Origin of the sequence: Streptococcus sp. 68 (assembly GCF_013277415.1) — a bacterium.
Taxonomy (GTDB): Bacteria; Bacillota; Bacilli; order Lactobacillales; family Streptococcaceae; genus Streptococcus.
In genome coordinates this window covers 219,468-235,996 of record NZ_VMMX01000005.1, presented here as the reverse complement: position 1 = coordinate 235,996, position 16,529 = coordinate 219,468, and the positions used below count along the sequence as shown (strand labels likewise).

Annotated in this window: 13 protein-coding genes and 1 pseudogene; 10 read left to right on the top strand and 4 right to left on the bottom strand. The window is 42.7% G+C overall.

Going from position 1 to position 16,529, the window contains the following annotated elements:
* Window positions 1-2: 2 nt before the first annotated feature.
* The 8 genes from fmt to HT720_RS03395 all read left to right on the top strand — a co-directional run bounded on the left by fmt (window position 3) and on the right by HT720_RS03395 (window position 8,858).
* Window positions 3-938 (top strand): methionyl-tRNA formyltransferase, encoded by a 936-nt coding sequence (fmt, locus tag HT720_RS03430; RefSeq protein WP_173274713.1) that lies wholly within the window; start codon window positions 3-5, stop codon window positions 936-938.
* Window positions 931-2,244, top strand: a complete 1,314-nt coding sequence (rsmB, locus tag HT720_RS03425) for a 16S rRNA (cytosine(967)-C(5))-methyltransferase RsmB (RefSeq protein WP_173274712.1) — start codon at window positions 931-933, stop codon at window positions 2,242-2,244. The genes fmt and rsmB overlap by 8 nt, the downstream gene beginning before the upstream one ends.
* Before the next feature lie 14 nt (window positions 2,245-2,258).
* A complete protein-coding gene (locus HT720_RS03420; protein WP_000406237.1) occupies window positions 2,259-2,999 on the top strand; it encodes a Stp1/IreP family PP2C-type Ser/Thr phosphatase in 741 nt (246 codons plus the stop codon).
* A complete protein-coding gene (stkP, locus tag HT720_RS03415) occupies window positions 2,996-4,975 on the top strand; it encodes a serine/threonine-protein kinase StkP (RefSeq protein WP_173274711.1) in 1,980 nt (659 codons plus the stop codon). The genes HT720_RS03420 and stkP overlap by 4 nt, the downstream gene beginning before the upstream one ends.
* Before the next feature lie 114 nt (window positions 4,976-5,089).
* The gene (locus HT720_RS03410) at window positions 5,090-5,848 is read left to right on the top strand and encodes a threonine/serine exporter family protein (protein WP_173274710.1); all 759 of its coding nucleotides are present in this window, start codon (window positions 5,090-5,092) and stop codon (window positions 5,846-5,848) included.
* 1 nt (window position 5,849) lies between these two features.
* Window positions 5,850-6,299 (top strand): threonine/serine exporter family protein, encoded by a 450-nt coding sequence (locus HT720_RS03405; RefSeq protein WP_000176928.1) that lies wholly within the window; start codon window positions 5,850-5,852, stop codon window positions 6,297-6,299.
* Between the two features lie 112 nt (window positions 6,300-6,411).
* Entirely contained in the window at window positions 6,412-7,584 is a 1,173-nt protein-coding gene (locus HT720_RS03400) for a hydroxymethylglutaryl-CoA synthase (protein WP_173274709.1), read from the top strand.
* Window positions 7,584-8,858, top strand: coding sequence for a hydroxymethylglutaryl-CoA reductase, degradative (locus HT720_RS03395; RefSeq protein ID WP_173274708.1), 1,275 nt, complete (start codon window positions 7,584-7,586; stop codon window positions 8,856-8,858). The genes HT720_RS03400 and HT720_RS03395 overlap by 1 nt, the downstream gene beginning before the upstream one ends.
* A 36-nt stretch (window positions 8,859-8,894) precedes the next feature.
* Here the strand turns inward: HT720_RS03395 and HT720_RS03390 are convergent, their stop codons facing one another.
* Together HT720_RS03390 and HT720_RS03385 are read right to left on the bottom strand one after the other, a co-directional pair.
* Complete coding sequence (locus HT720_RS03390; protein WP_173274707.1) at window positions 8,895-9,860, bottom strand: LacI family DNA-binding transcriptional regulator; 966 nt, start codon at window positions 9,858-9,860, stop codon at window positions 8,895-8,897.
* Window positions 9,841-11,295 (bottom strand): glycoside hydrolase family 32 protein, encoded by a 1,455-nt coding sequence (locus HT720_RS03385; RefSeq protein ID WP_173274706.1) that lies wholly within the window; start codon window positions 11,293-11,295, stop codon window positions 9,841-9,843. The genes HT720_RS03390 and HT720_RS03385 overlap by 20 nt, the downstream gene beginning before the upstream one ends.
* A gap of 381 nt (window positions 11,296-11,676) precedes the next feature.
* Between HT720_RS03385 and HT720_RS03380 the strand changes: the two genes are divergently transcribed.
* Complete coding sequence (locus HT720_RS03380) at window positions 11,677-13,563, top strand: sucrose-specific PTS transporter subunit IIBC (protein ID WP_188111064.1); 1,887 nt, start codon at window positions 11,677-11,679, stop codon at window positions 13,561-13,563.
* 149 nt (window positions 13,564-13,712) lie between these two features.
* Window positions 13,713-14,600 carry a fructokinase ScrK gene (gene scrK / locus HT720_RS03375; protein WP_164226651.1) on the top strand — a complete coding sequence of 296 codons (888 nt, stop codon included), beginning with the start codon at window positions 13,713-13,715 and terminating at the stop codon, window positions 14,598-14,600.
* Window positions 14,601-14,919: 319 nt separating this feature from the next.
* Here the strand turns inward: scrK and HT720_RS03370 are convergent, their stop codons facing one another.
* Window positions 14,920-15,537, bottom strand: a complete 618-nt coding sequence (locus tag HT720_RS03370) for a TVP38/TMEM64 family protein (protein WP_000076168.1) — start codon at window positions 15,535-15,537, stop codon at window positions 14,920-14,922.
* Window positions 15,538-15,987: 450 nt separating this feature from the next.
* Window positions 15,988-16,220, bottom strand: a pseudogene (locus HT720_RS03365) (IS30 family transposase); the annotation flags it as partial.
* Between the last annotated feature and the right edge of the window lie 309 nt (window positions 16,221-16,529).

Genomic DNA, 16,529 nt, shown 5'->3' with positions numbered 1-16,529 from the left:
ATATGACAAAATTAATCTTTATGGGAACCCCCGACTTTTCAGCAACAGTTTTAAAAGGGCTTTTGACAGATGACCGTTACGAAATTCTAGCCGTTGTGACCCAGCCAGACCGTGCTGTTGGTCGTAAAAAAGTGATCCAAGAAACCCCGGTCAAGCAGGCTGCTAAAGAAGCGGGTCTTCCAATCTACCAACCTGAAAAACTATCTGGAAGTCCAGAGATGGAAACTATTATGCAACTAGGAGCAGATGGAATTGTGACTGCTGCTTTTGGGCAGTTTCTTCCAACTAAACTCCTTGATAGCATGGACTTTGCTGTCAATGTTCACGCCTCCCTTCTTCCAAAACACCGTGGTGGAGCCCCTATCCATTATGCCTTGATTCAAGGGGATGAGGAAGCTGGTGTGACCATTATGGAAATGGTTAAGGAAATGGATGCAGGAGATATGATTTCTCGTCGTAGTATTCCAATCACAGATGAGGACAATGTTGGCACCTTGTTTGAGAAATTAGCTCTTGTTGGTCGTGATTTGCTTTTGGACACTTTGCCTGCCTATATTGCTGGTGACATCAAACCTGAACCACAAGATCCAAGTCAGGTCACCTTCTCGCCAAATATCAAGCCAGAGGAAGAAAAACTGGACTGGCACAAAACCAATCGTCAACTCTTTAACCAAATCCGAGGCATGAACCCCTGGCCTGTTGCCTATACTTTCCTTAAGGGTGACCGCTTTAAGATTTATGAAGCCCTACCAGTAGAAGGTCAGGGAAATCCAGGAGAGATTCTCTCTATCGGCAAGAAAGAATTGATTGTCGCAACGGCTCAAGGAGCTCTATCCCTCAAACAAGTTCAGCCTGCTGGTAAACCTAAGATGGACATCGCTTCCTTCCTCAACGGAGTTGGACGGACATTGACTGTAGGAGAACGATTTGGTGACTAAAGTAGAAACGGCTAGAAGTCTAGCCTTAGCAGTATTAGAGGATGTTTTTATCAATCAAGCATACTCAAATATCGCCTTAAATAAGCATCTCAAGGGAAGTCAACTTTCGGAAGCAGACAAGGGCTTGGTGACCGAGCTGGTCTATGGAACGGTAGCCCGTAAACTGACTCTGGAATGGTACCTATCCCACTTTATCGAAGACAGAGACCAGTTAGACAGTTGGCTTTATGTCCTTCTTCTCATGAGTGCCTACCAACTCCGTTATCTGGATAAGATTCCAGACCATGCTGTGGTTAATGAAGCAGTAGAATTAGCCAAAGTCTGTAAAAAAGGCAGTGAAAAATTGGTCAACGCTGTCCTTCGCCGTATCTTGCGTGAAGGCTGGCCAGATATTGCCAGCATCAAGCGAAAAAACAAGCGTGATTCCATTGCCTATTCTCTCCCGGTTTGGCTAGTTGCCAAGCTCAAGGAAGAATACGGAGAAGAGCGAGCACAAGCTATCTTTGAAAGTCTTTTGGTGCGAAACAAGGCCAGCATCCGAGTGACTGACTTAAGCCGAAAAGAGGAAATCCAAACCTTGTTAGAGGCTAGTGATTCATCCTTATCTCCTTCTGGTCTGGTTAAGGAGCAAGGACATTTTGCAGGTCATGATTTGTTTGCGGAGGGAGCCATTACCATCCAAGATGAGTCTAGTCAGCTGGTTGCTCCGACGCTTGATTTACAAGGTGATGAACGAGTGCTTGATGCCTGTGCGGCTCCGGGTGGGAAAACAGCCCATATAGCCTCTTATCTCACGACAGGTCAGGTTACTGCTCTGGACCTTTACGATCACAAGTTGGACTTAATCCAAGAAAATGCCCAACGTCTGGGAGTTGCAGATCGGGTTCAAAGGCAAAAATTGGATGCCAGAAAGGTGCATGAGTTTTTTGGGCAGGATTCATTTGATAAGATTTTGGTGGATGCTCCCTGTTCAGGAATCGGTCTTTTGCGCCGAAAACCAGATATCAAATACAATAAAGAAACGGCAGATTTCGCGTCCTTACAGGAAATTCAGCTAGAAATATTAGGTAGTGTTTGTCAAACACTAGGCAAAGGTGGTATAATAACTTATAGTACCTGTACTATTGTCTCAGAGGAGAATTTTCAAGTCGTTGAGGCGTTTTTAGAAAGTCATCCTGAGTTCGAGCAGGTAAGACTAGAACATGAATGTAAGGATATCATGAAAGACGGCTGTATCCTCATTACACCTGAATTGTATGGAAGTGATGGATTCTTCATCAGTCAATTTCGCAAGATATCGGATTAGGAAGGAACTGACACATGGAAATTTCATTATTAACAGATGTTGGTCAGAAACGGACAAATAACCAAGACTATGTCAACCACTATGTCAATAGAGCTGGACGTACCATGATTATTTTAGCTGATGGGATGGGAGGTCATCGCGCAGGGAATATCGCTAGTGAAATGGCGGTAACAGACCTAGGTATAGCTTGGGTCGATACCCAAATCGATACAGTCAATGAAGTGCGTGAATGGTTCGCCCATTACCTAGAAATTGAAAATCAAAAGATTCACCAGCTTGGTCAGGATGAAGCTTACAGAGGCATGGGAACTACTTTGGAAGTCCTTGCTATTATTGATAATCAGGCTATCTATGCTCATATTGGTGATTCGCGTATCGGCTTGATTCGTGGAGAAGAATACCATCAGTTGACGAGCGACCATTCTTTGGTCAATGAATTGCTCAAGGCTGGTCAATTGACACCAGAAGAGGCAGAAGCTCATCCGCAAAAAAATATTATCACCCAGTCTATTGGTCAAAAAGATGAAATTCAGCCTGATTTTGGGACAGTTATCCTTGAGTCAGGCGACTATCTCTTGCTCAATAGTGACGGCTTGACTAACATGATTTCAGGCAGTGAGATTCGTGATATTGTAACCAGCGATATTCCTTTAGCAGATAAGACGGAGACACTTGTTCGTTTTGCTAACAATGCAGGAGGTTTAGATAACATTACGGTTGCCCTTGTTTCTATGAACGAGGAGGATGCAGAATGATCCAAATCGGCAAGATTTTTGCCGGACGCTATCGGATTGTCAAACAGATTGGTCGAGGAGGCATGGCGGATGTCTACCTAGCCAAAGACTTAATCTTAGATGGGGAAGAAGTGGCAGTGAAGGTTCTGAGAACCAACTACCAGACAGACCCGATAGCTGTGGCTCGTTTTCAGCGTGAAGCGAGAGCTATGGCAGATTTAGACCATCCTCATATCGTTCGGATAACAGATATTGGCGAGGAAGACGGTCAACAGTACCTAGCTATGGAGTATGTGGCTGGACTTGACCTTAAACGCTATATCAAGGAACATTATCCTCTTTCTAATGAAGAAGCCGTCCGTATCATGGGACAAATCCTCCTAGCCATGCGTTTGGCCCATACCAGAGGAATTGTTCACAGGGACTTGAAACCTCAAAACATCCTCTTGACACCAGATGGGACTGTCAAGGTTACAGACTTTGGGATTGCAGTAGCCTTTGCTGAGACGAGTCTGACTCAGACTAACTCGATGCTGGGTTCAGTTCATTACTTGTCACCAGAGCAGGCGCGTGGTTCGAAGGCGACTGTACAAAGTGATATCTATGCAATGGGGATTATTTTCTATGAGATGCTGACAGGCCATATCCCTTATGATGGGGATAGTGCAGTGACCATCGCCCTCCAGCATTTCCAAAAACCACTGCCGTCCGTTATTGCTGAGAATCCATCTGTGCCCCAGGCTTTGGAGAATGTTGTTATCAAGGCAACTGCTAAAAAATTGACAGATCGCTATAAATCAGTTGCTGAAATGTATGTAGATTTGTCTAGTAGTTTGTCTTATAATCGTCGTAATGAACCAAAACTGGTCTTTGACGATGCGACTAAGGCGGACACCAAGACTCTACCAAAAGTATCCCAGAGCACCTTGACTTCGATTCCTAAGGTTCAAGCGCAGACAGAACACAAACCAATCAAAAAAACAAGCCAGGCTGTGACAGAGGAAACTTACCAACCACAAGCACCGAAAAAACGTAGATTTAAGATGCGTTACCTGATTTTTTTGGCTAGCCTTGTATTGGTGGCAGCCTCTCTGATTTGGATCTTATCCAGAACTGCTGCAACCATTGCCATTCCAAATGTGGCAGGTCAGACAGTTGCGGAGGCCAAGGAAACCCTCAAGAAAGCCAATTTTGAGATTGGCGAGGAGAAGACAGAGGCTAGTGAAAAGGTGGAAGAGGGGCGGATTATCCGTACAGATCCTGGCGCTGGAACTGGTCGAAAAGAAGGAACGAAAATCAATTTGGTTGTCTCATCAGGCAAGCAATCTTTCCAATTGAGTAACTATATCGGCCGTAAATCGACAGATGTTATTGCAGAATTAAAAGATAAAAAAGTTCCAGATAATTTGATTAAAATTGAGGAAGAAGAGTCGAATGAGAGTGAGGCTGGAACGGTCATGAAGCAAAGTCTACCAGAAGGTACGACCTATGACTTGAGCAAGGCAACTCAAATCGTCTTGACAGTAGCTAAAAAAGCTACGACGATTCAATTAGGGAACTATATTGGACGGAACTCTACAGAAGTCATCTCAGAACTCAAGCAGAAGAAGGTTCCTGAGAATTTGATTAAGATAGAGGAAGAAGAGTCCAGCGAAAGCGAACCAGGAACGATTATGAAACAAAGTCCAGGTGCAGGTGTTCCTTATGATTTGAGTAAACCTACTCAAATTGTCTTGACAGTAGCTAAAAAAGTTACAAGTGTTGCCATGCCGAGTTACATTGGTTCCAGCTTGGAGTTTACTAAGAATAATTTGATTCAAATTGTTGGGATTAAGGAAGCTAATATAGAAGTGGTAGAAGTGACGACAGCGCCTGCAGGTAGTGCAGAAGGCATGGTTGTTGAACAAAGTCCTAGAGCAGGTGAAAAGGTAGACCTCAATAAGACTAGAGTCAAGATTTCAATCTACAAACCTAAAACAAGTTCAGCTACTCCTTAAGAGTAGATGGATAATCAAAATGAGTAATCAATCTTTGTCATGATTTCATGGCAAAGATTTTTTTTGAGTCCTAATTTGTGATAGAATAGAGGAAGTTGATAAAAGGAGGTAAGCATGGAAGAATCAAAAGAATTAAATGCCGTCATCGATGTGATTATGCTAGCGGGGACTATTCTCCTCAAAAGTGGTTCAGAGATTCATCGTGTAGAAGATACCATGATCCGGATTGCGCATTCGCAGGGGATTGTGGATTGCAATGTTCTTGCCATGCCTGCAGCCATCTTTTTCTCCATTGAAAATACCAATATTTCGCGCATGAAGCGTGTGACCTCCTCTTCTTATAATATTGAAAAAGTCTGCGATGTCAACCAGATTTCTCGCCAGCTGGTTGGGGGGCAGATTGATTTAGAAACAGCCTTTAAGCAATTGACGACCTTGCAAGCCCAACCTCTTCCTTATACCAAGTTGCAGGTGACTTTGGCTGCGACCTTAAGTGCTCCTTTCTTTTCAATTATGTTTAGTGGAAATATCTATGACGCACTTGGGGCAGGAGTGGCGACCTTATTTGGTTTTGCCTTTTCCCTCTATGTGGAGAAGTTTATCCGAATTCCCTTTGTGACAGCCTTTGCTGGGGCCTTCGTCTTTGGAATGATTGCCCAGTTTTGGGCTCGCTACACAGGTTTTCCTTCAACAGCAGATTTGATTATAGCTGGTGCAGTCATGCCTTTTGTACCAGGTATTGCCTTGACCAATGCGGTTCGTGATATTATGACCAACCACATAAACTCTGGTATGAGCAAGATGTTTGAATCCCTACTCATTACCCTTGCTTTAGGGGCAGGAACTTCTGTCGCCTTGGTATTGATGAACTAATATGACACTAACAACCTTTTTATTACAAGCAGTGGCAAGTCTTCTTGCCATTATCACTTTTCTAATCGTACTCAATGTGCAGCGGTCCATGCTCTTACCTGGAGGAATTTTGGGCATGGCTGTCTGGCTAATCTATCTTTTGCTTAAGGAACCGACCAATGTTATTGTTGCTACCTTTATTGCGGCTATTATCGGTTCTTGTGTCAGCCAGATTTTAAGTATTCTTTATAAAACACCTGCTGTGGTCTTTATCTTGGCCATCTTGGCACCACTGGTTCCGGGATACCTTTCTTATCGGACAACTGCTTTTTTTGTGACAGGGGACTATAATAAAGCGCTGGCAAGTGCGACCTTGGTTGTCATGCTGGCTCTGGTCATTTCCATTGGAATGGCTAGCGGAACAGTGATTCTCAGACTTTATTCTTACTTACGAAAACAGCATAAAAGTTAGATTCATAAGAGGCTTGATTTGGTGAATCAAGTCTTTTTTCTCTCTTTTACTGCCATTTGTGATAAAATAGTACTGAACGATTTTTTACATGAATGATAAAACAGAGGTAAATATGACAATCGGTATTGATAAGATTGGTTTTGCGACCAGTCAATATGTCTTGAAGTTACAAGACTTAGCAGAAGCGAGGGGCATTGACCCTGAAAAATTAAGCAAAGGACTCTTACTCGAGGAATTGAGTATTGCGCCCCTAACTGAGGATATCGTGACCTTGGCGGCTAGTGCAAGTGACTCTATTTTAACTGAGCAAGAAAGAGCAGAAATTGACATGGTCATTGTGGCTACCGAGTCAGGAATTGACCAAAGTAAAGCTGCAGCCGTCTTTGTACATGGTTTGCTGGGCATCCAGCCCTTTGCTCGTAGTTTCGAGATTAAAGAAGCTTGCTATGGAGCGACAGCGGCCCTTCATTATGCCAAATTACATGTGGAAAATTCTCCAGAGTCCAAGGTCTTGGTCATTGCCAGTGATATTGCCAAATACGGTATTGAAACTCCAGGAGAACCCACTCAGGGTGCCGGAAGTGTGGCTATGTTGATTACACAAAATCCACGCATGATGGCCTTTAATAATGACAATGTAGCTCAGACCCGTGACATCATGGATTTCTGGCGTCCAAATTACTCGACAACTCCTTATGTAAATGGTGTCTATTCTACCCAACAATACTTGGATAGTTTGAAAACGACTTGGCTTGAATACCAAAAACGCTACCAGCTTACTTTGGATGATTTTGCGGCTGTTTGTTTCCATTTGCCATATCCTAAATTAGCACTAAAAGGCTTGAAAAAAATCATGGATAAGAGCCTGCCTCAAGAGAAAAAAGACCTCTTGCAAAACCATTTTGACCAGTCTATTCTCTACAGTCAAAAGGTGGGGAATATCTACACAGGTTCACTTTTCCTTGGACTTTTGTCTCTCTTGGAAAATACAGATAGCTTGAAGGCTGGGGATAAAATCGCCCTTTATAGTTACGGAAGTGGGGCCGTAGCTGAGTTCTTTAGTGGTGAATTGGTTGAAGGATATGAAGCTTATCTGGATAAAGACCGTTTGAACAAACTCAACCAACGAACTGCCTTGTCTGTTGCTGACTATGAAAAAGTCTTCTTTGAGGAAGTAGACTTGGATGGAACAAACTCTGCCCAGTTTGCTGGATATGAAAATCAAGATTTTGCCTTGGTTGAAATTGTTGACCACCAACGCCGTTATAGCAAGGTTGAAAAATAATGAAGATAAGTTGGAATGGATTTTCTAAAAAATCATACCAAGAGCGCCTCGAGCTGTTACAAGCTCAGGCGCTCCTTAGTCCTGAGAGACAAGAGAGTCTGGAGCAGGATGAACAGATGAGTGTGACTGTGGCAGACAAGCTGAGTGAGAATGTAGTTGGAACTTTTTCTCTGCCTTATTCGCTGGTCCCAGAGGTTCTCGTTAACGGTCAGGAATACACAGTTCCCTATGTGACAGAAGAACCGTCCGTGGTTGCTGCAGCCAGCTATGCAAGTAAAATCATCAAGCGAGCAGGTGGCTTTACTGCTCAAGTGCATGAGCGTCAGATGATTGGTCAGGTAGCTCTTTATCAAGTTGATGATCCAGAGCTAGCGCAAGAGAAGATTGCCAGCAAGAAAGCAGAACTCTTGGAACTTGCCAATCAAGCCTATCCTTCTATCGTTAAACGTGGAGGTGGGGCGCGTGATTTGCATGTAGAACAGATAAAAGGCGAAACAGACTTCCTTGTTGTTTATCTCCATGTTGATACCCAAGAAGCCATGGGAGCCAATATGCTCAATACCATGCTGGAAGCCTTGAAACCAGTCTTAGAAGAACTCAGTCAGGGACAAAGTCTCATGGGAATCCTGTCTAATTACGCGACCGATTCTCTGGTGACTGCAAGCTGTCGTATCGCCTTTCGCTACTTGAGCCGTCAAAAGGATCACGGACGAGAAATTGCAGAGAAAATTGCGTTGGCTAGTCAGTTTGCGCAGGCTGATCCTTATCGAGCAGCTACCCACAATAAAGGAATTTTTAACGGTATTGATGCCATTTTGATTGCCACTGGTAATGACTGGCGTGCCATCGAAGCAGGGGCTCATGCTTTTGCCAGTCGAGATGGATGCTACCAAGGTCTTAGTCGCTGGATGCTGGACCTTGAAAGAGAAGAATTGGTCGGTGAGATGACCCTGCCCATGCCTGTAGCGACCAAGGGTGGCTCTATCGGTCTCAACCCTCGTGTAGCCCTCAGTCATGAGCTACTGGGAAATCCTTCTGCCAAAGAATTAGCCCAGCTTATCGTGTCTATCGGTCTTGCCCAAAACTTTGCAGCCCTCAAAGCCTTGGTGAGTACAGGTATTCAGCAAGGCCACATGAAATTGCAGGCCAAATCCTTAGCTCTCCTAGCAGGTGCCAGTGAATCTGAGGTTGCTCCCCTAGTTGAGCGCCTTATAGCAGAGAAAACCTTTAACTTAGAGACTGCCCAGCGTTATCTAGAAAACTTAAGATCATAAAAAAACTCAGACGAATTGGTCTGAGTTTTCTTGTGTTTAAATACTTTTTCCAGGTAATAGAGTAACTGGTAAGAAGTAGCCTGTTGTGGCAACTTCCTTGCCTTCGATTTTTTGCAAGAGTAGGTCAACAGTGAGGCAGGCAATCTCTTCCAAAGGTTGTTTGATGGTCGCGAGTTGAGGATAGTAATTTTCGATAAAGTAAGTCCCATCATAGCCGATGACCTTGAGCTCTTCTGGGACAGAAATGCCCAGTTCTTGAGCGATTTTAATGACCAGAATGGCAGTCAAATCATCCGAAGTAAAGATGGCATCTGGTTTTTGTCGGGTCAAGATATTCTTGATTTCCATTTCTTTTCTGACGGGAGAAAAGTCACTGGAAACATTGATAATAGGTGCTTTGGGGAGTACGGATGCAAAACCAGCGTGGCGCAGTCCGGTTGGTGAGTTAGAATTGTCATTCCCTGTAATCATGATGATAGACTGGGCACCTGTCTTAACCAAGGTCTGGGCGGCTAGGACTCCACCAGCATAGTTGTCAGAGGAGACGACAGGGATGTCTGGCGATAGGTTTCGGTCAAAGGAAATAATCGGTGCTGTCACACGATTGTAGTCTTCGATTCCCAAGTTGTGACTACCAGAAATGATGCCGTCCACCTGATTGGCTTCGAGCATTTCGATGTACTCGCGTTCCTTTTCAGAGTCATGTTCACTGTTGCAGATGATGGTCTTATAACCATTTTTGAAGAGTTGGTGTTCCAGCTTATCAATTAATTCTGCATAGAAAACGTTGGAAATATTTGGGAAAATCAAGCCGATTAACTTAGCTGATTTTCCTTGCAGACTGCGAGCTAGGTTGTTGGGTTTATAGCCCAATTCTCGCATAGCTTCATTAACCTTTTGAATGGTTTTTTCAGAGAGATACCCTTTTTTATTGATAACCCGAGAAACGGTAGTAGGGCTGATGCCTGCAAGTTTGGCGACATCAGTTAGTTTTGCGACCATAATCTAATTCATAGTAAGTTCCAGTTGGGTTTCCAGATTTGATGAGGATCCCATTTTGGTCCGCATGTGGGAAGACACGACCAGAAAATACTTTTTCTCCTTTATTGATGAAAATTTCAAAGACAGAGTTATCGATGAAAATCGTAGCAGTAGCAGCCTGGTTATCGATAGGGCAAGAACGAGTAGTTCCAAATTCTTGGGCGTACTGTTCACCAGCCTGGCTACGATCTACTGTCACTTGACCATTTGCAAGGTCAAAGTTGATGGAGAGTCCCTTGCCTTCTTTATCAGCAAGTAAGACAATCTCGCTCTGGCTATTAGCTTCCAAGTTGAGTTCGAGTTCATAAGTGTTTTTGGTTTGGGCACGGTTTGAGAAAGGTTCTTCAGAAGCACGAAGGTCCTTGATAGCTGCGACTGGGTATTGGTAGAGTTTGCCGTCTTTGATAGTGAGTTCCTTGACCAAAGAGAAGGTTCCTTGGTGATCAAAACGGTCAGATGGATAAGAAACATCAGGCAATCCAAGCCAGCTAACAGCTAGAGCACGTCCATCAGGAGCGTTGAAGGCTTGAGTTGCATAGGCTTCGAAACCATAGTCCATGTTTTGAAGTTGAGACACATCTACCATTTTGGCATTTTCAGGGTCAAAGGAAGCCCCAATCTTATACATATTTGGAAAGATATTATCGTAGTCTAGAACGTTCTTATCCAATCCTTGTGGGCAGTAGAGAAGGACAGGTTGTTCCCCTACAAAGACCAGATTTGGACATTCCATCATGTAGGCAGTACGGTCGTTAGCAAAGTCAAGGTTGCCAACGGCTTGCCAGTTTGTATAGTCATTATCGACAGCCTTGTAGAGACGGACGAAGCCTTTTTTCTCCAAGTCCTGTCCACCGACGATAGCATAGTATTGGCCCTTGAAGTTAAAAATTTGCGGATCACGGAAGTGGTCAGTAGAGTCTGCTGGCTGGTCAATCAAGATCTTGTCAATCTTGGTAATCTTGCCATCCTTGTCCATCAAAGCCCCGATCTGGTATGGGTGACGAATCCAGTTTTCATCCCGAACATTTCCTGTATAAAATAGGAACAAGTTATCGCCAAACTGCATGGCAGAACCAGAGTAGGCACCGTGGCTATCTAATGGAGTATCAGGCAAAACTTTGACTCCAGTTTCCGTGAAGTGAACCAAATCATCACTTTCTAGCTGTGCCCAAGATTTTAAACCGTGGGCTGCACCAAAAGGAAAGTTTTGATAAAATAGGATCCACTTGCCATCAAAGTAAGAAAAGCCATTTGGGTCGTTGAGAAGTCCTGTTTTTGGCTCAACATGGTAATGAGTATGCCATGGAGATTGTGCCATATTTTCCTTTATATGTTGAATTTCTTCTTGCGTCCAATCTTGATAAAGTCTGTAACGACGCTTAGTTGTCCATTCCATTCATTCATTCCTCCAAAAATCTTATCACTTTTAATAGTAACCGTTTTCGATAAAAAATGCAAGCCTTTTATGTTAAAAAAGAGAAAAAACTGTCAAACGCTTATCATAAAATAGAAGCAGAAAATCAATCAACTATCTACAGAGAATTGAAATAAAGTGAAACAAAACCCTTTTGAACTCAGATTTCAAACTTATTTTTTCAAGTAATACCTGATAAAACAGTCAAAAACAATCAATCTAAAGCGTGTCCACTAAGTGGATAGAATATTTTTTCTGCAAAACGCTTGACATATTGCTAAAACATGATAAAATAATAGTCGTAAGGGCGGATAAAATCGCTTTCAAACAAGAACAAAATTTTATATAAGGAGATTTTTGCAAATGAACAATCAGGAAATTGCAAAAAAAGTCATCGATGCCTTGGGCGGACGTGAAAATGTCAACAGTGTTGCCCACTGTGCGACTCGTCTACGTGTCATGGTCAAAGATGAAGGAAAAATCAATAAAGAAGTGATTGAGAACTTGGAAAAAGTTCAAGGTGCTTTCTTTAACTCAGGTCAATACCAAATCATCTTTGGTACAGGTACAGTTAACAAAATGTACGATGAAGTTGTTGCACTTGGTTTGCCAACATCATCTAAAGATGATATGAAAGCAGAAGCTGCCAAACAAGGGAACTGGTTCCAACGTGCTATCCGTACTTTCGGTGACGTTTTCGTACCAATCATCCCAGTTATCGTAGCGACAGGTCTCTTCATGGGTGTGCGTGGTCTTTTCAACGCTCTTGAAATGCCACTTCCAGGCGACTTTGCAACTTACACACAAATCTTGACAGATACAGCCTTCATCATCTTGCCAGGTTTGGTTGTGTGGTCAACCTTCCGTGTATTTGGTGGAAATCCTGCCGTTGGTATCGTTCTTGGTATGATGCTTGTTTCTGGCTCACTTCCAAACGCTTGGGCAGTTGCTTCAGGTGGTGAAGTATCGGCTATGAACTTCTTTGGTTTCATCCCTGTTGTTGGTTTGCAAGGTTCCGTTCTTCCAGCCTTCATCATCGGGGTTGTCGGAGCTAAATTTGAAAAAGCTGTCCGCAAGGTTGTTCCAGATGTCATTGACCTTTTGGTAACACCATTCGTGACACTTTTGGTCATGTCTATCCTTGGACTCTTTGTCATCGGACCAGTCTTCCACGTCGTTGAAAGCTACATCCTTATCGCTACAAAAGCGATCCTTAGCTTGCCATTTGGTCTTGGTGGTTTCTTGATTGGTGGGGTTCACCAATTGATCGTCGTGTCAGGTGTGCACCACATCTTCAACTTGCTTGAAGTTCAATTGCTTGCTGCTGACCATGCTAACCCATTCAACGCAATCATCACAGCTGCTATGACAGCTCAAGGTGCTGCGACTGTTGCGGTTGGTGTCAAAACTAAAAATTCAAAACTAAAAACACTTGCTTTCCCAGCTGCTCTTTCTGCCTTCCTAGGTATTACAGAGCCTGCTATCTTCGGGGTGAACTTGCGCTTCCGTAAACCATTCTTCCTTTCATTGATTGCTGGTGCAATCGGTGGTGGATTGGCTTCTATCCTTGGACTTGCAGGTACTGGTAATGGTATCACCATCATCCCTGGTACAATGCTTTATGTTGGTAACGGACAACTTGTACAATACCTTCTTATGGTAGCTGTATCATTTGCACTTGGATTTGCCCTCACTTACATGTTTGGTTACGAGGACGAAGAAGAAGTTGCTACTGAAGCGACGACAGAACGTTTGGTTCAAGAAGAAACAACTGGCAACATTCCAGCAGCCCTTCAAAATGAAACACTTGTAACTCCTATCGTTGGTGATGTTGTCGCTCTTGCTGATGTCAATGACCCAGTCTTCTCAAGTGGAGCTATGGGGCAAGGTATCGCTGTGAAGCCAAGTCAAGGTGTAGTATATGCACCAGCTGATGCTGAAGTTTCAATTGCCTTTCCAACAGGACACGCTTTTGGTTTGAAAACAACTGATGGTGCTGAAGTTTTGATTCACGTTGGTATTGACACTGTATCTATGAACGGTGACGGTTTTGAAGCAAAAGTTGCTCAAGGTGACAAGGTGAAAGCAGGCGATGTTCTTGGAACATTTGACTCAAACAAAATCGCTGCAGCTGGACTTGATGATACAACAATGGTTATCGTTACAAACACAGCTGACTACGCTTCAGTAGCTCCAGTCGCAACAGGTTCAGTTGCGAAGGGGGATGCTGTGATCGAAGTGAAAATCTAATCAATCCTATCTAATGTGAAAACGAACAAATGACATGTTTGTTCGTTTTTGCTTGAATGGTAAGATTTACAGAGGAAAATCTAAAAAATAGAGAAATTTAGACTTTCGAAATATGCTATAATAAAGAAAATAAAAACAAGAGGTTTATCATGACAAAATTATATGGAAGCTTGGAAGCGGGCGGTACAAAGTTTGTCTGTGCTGTCGGTGATGAAAACTTTAACGTTGTAGAAAAAACACAATTTCCAACAACAACTCCAATCGAAACAATCGATAAAACCATTGAGTTCTTCTCGAAATTCGATAATCTTGCTGGTCTTGCAGTTGGTTCATTTGGTCCGATTGATATTGATAAAAACTCAAAAACTTATGGCTTTATCACGACGACTCCAAAACCAAACTGGGCAAATGTGGACTTGCTTGGTGCCCTTCGTCGTGCCCTCAACGTGCCAATGTACTTCACTACAGACGTAAACAGCTCTGCCTATGGTGAAGTGGTTGCCCGTAACAATGCTGGTGGTCGTATCGAAAACTTGGTTTACTACACAATCGGTACAGGTATCGGTGCAGGTGTCATCCAACGTGGCGAGTTTATCGGTGGTGTGGGTCACCCTGAAATGGGTCATTATTATGTTGCTAGACACCCAATGGATATTGAAAAAGAGTTTAAGGGTGTTTGTTCTTTCCATAAGGGATGTCTGGAAGGCTATGCAGCTGGTCCAAGTTTGGAAGCTCGTACAGGTGTTCGTGGGGAAAATATTGAACTCAACAACCCTGTTTGGGATGTTCAAGCCTACTATATCGCTCAAGCTGCGGTCAATGCGACAGTGACTTTCCGCCCAGACGTGATTGTCTTTGGTGGAGGGGTCATGGCTCAACAACACATGCTGGACCGTGTCCGTGAGAAATTTACATCTCTTCTCAATGGTTACCTACCAGTACCTGATGTGCGTGATTACATCGTGACGCCAGCAGTAGCAGGAAATGGTTCTGCCACACTTGGGAACTTCGTCCTTGCAAAAGAAGTTTCAAAATAAAGCATAAAATCCGCTTGGGAAACCAAACGGATTTTGTGGTTGAAAACAATATTTTTGAGCCTTTCCTTAAGTGATTACGGACGGTAGCGACTTTCTTCGAAATTCCATACCTAAACTTTGAGCCTAATGTCTCAAAGTTTCCGAACACCTGAAACCATTAGATTTCAGGTGTTTCTATCACGGTGGAAAGGCTAGGTAAGTCCTCACTTCACTATCGAAAAATAGGTATGATTTCCATACCAAAGTATATTTAGCATCAAGCTATAATCAATCTACTCTCTAAAAATCCGCTTGGGAAACCAAACGGATTTTTTATGTGTCAAAGCATTTGCCAGAAGAAGTCGATAATATAGGTCAGACCGTAGGTATAAACCACGAGGGTAAAGGGTTTGGTCAGAATGATGATGGTCATATAGCGCTTGAAGCTCATCTTGGTCAGGGCAGCCAGCATACAGAGAAAGTCAGCTGGACTAATGGGCCAAATCATCATAAAGATAAAGAAACGGTCAAAACGATTGCCCTTATCCAACCAGCCGATATACTTGTCGTAGGTACGCTTGCTGACGACAGACTGGACAAAGGCAGCCCCATAGAGGCGCACCAGATAAAATATAATGGCACAGCCAATCACGATGCCGATATAGTTGTAGATAGTCCCGATGATGTGCCCGTAGATAAAGACCCCAGCCACCGAGGTCAAGGCCCCGGGGATGATAGGGACGACCGTTTGTAAAATCTGTAAAAAGATAAAGAGGGGTGGCCCCCAGATACCTGCCTGCTGGATAAAGGCAGAGAGGGTTTCCTTAGACTGTAAAATCCCAGCCTGATAAGCCCAAATACAGAAAATCAAACTCCCAACCCCACCGACAATCGATGAGATATTGATAACTTGCTGTAAAAGGGGAGAAACAGCTTTCATTTGTTTATCCTGTGACATGTAAACTCCTCATAGATAGTATAACTCTACTATACCATATTTTGGGGGAGAAAGGGGGAATGAGTCTTTTTTGATAAGGAATAGAAAGTAAATAGCCCTTCGAGACTTAGAATAGGTCTCTTTCCTAAAGTTTACATGTATTCTAACTTTAGAACAATCGTCATTCCATAAATTTAAAAGTATTTTGAGTTTCGAATAGCTTATCTGAGATAATTTTGATGCATTCGAGCTTTCGAATAGTCATCTTCTCTAAAGTTTAGATGTATTCTGAAGCTAGAAAAGCTAAAATCTAAAAATAATAAGAGTCTCTATCTGATGGATATAATTTATGTTTAGTATGAATCCTTTGAATCGTTAGTTAATTTTAATATTAATCAGTTCTGAAATAATTACTAAATATAGTTAGATGGTGAATGAATTATTGCTAAATTTCAAGTTCAAGTTAGCCATTCAGAAGTCTTCTCTGGGGGACTTGTAGTTCAAGCATTTTTTAGGATAGTTGTTCATCCACTTTTCGATGAAGGCGACTTCTTTGGGAGTCGTTTTTTAGTTCCCTTAGGTAACCATCTACGAATGAGCCTGCTATGATTCTCATTAGTTCCCCTTTTCCAAGAGGCATAGGGATGTGCATAGTAGATATGTTCCTTAGAAAACACATTAGACAAGCGATTGAATTCCGCTCCGTCCATTAGTGGATAAAGGATTACTCCTTCTTGAAATGACAGATGAACTTGTTTCTTATAAAAAATGTTGTCAAGAAATTATCCGTTTTTTTCCAGAAGTTTTAGAGGAAGAAAATTTTATGAGGAAAAAGGAGCTACTCAAATAACAATTCAGGATCAAAAATAGACAGTTGAGGAGCAGAGTGGATAAATTAAGTTTACTACTGTATAATGGATTTATCACTAAAAACGCTCCATGCCATATTTTACATAGCATTAGTCTTCTAAAAATGGACAGAAATCATTGTAAAGGCTATCAAAAAAGAGTAT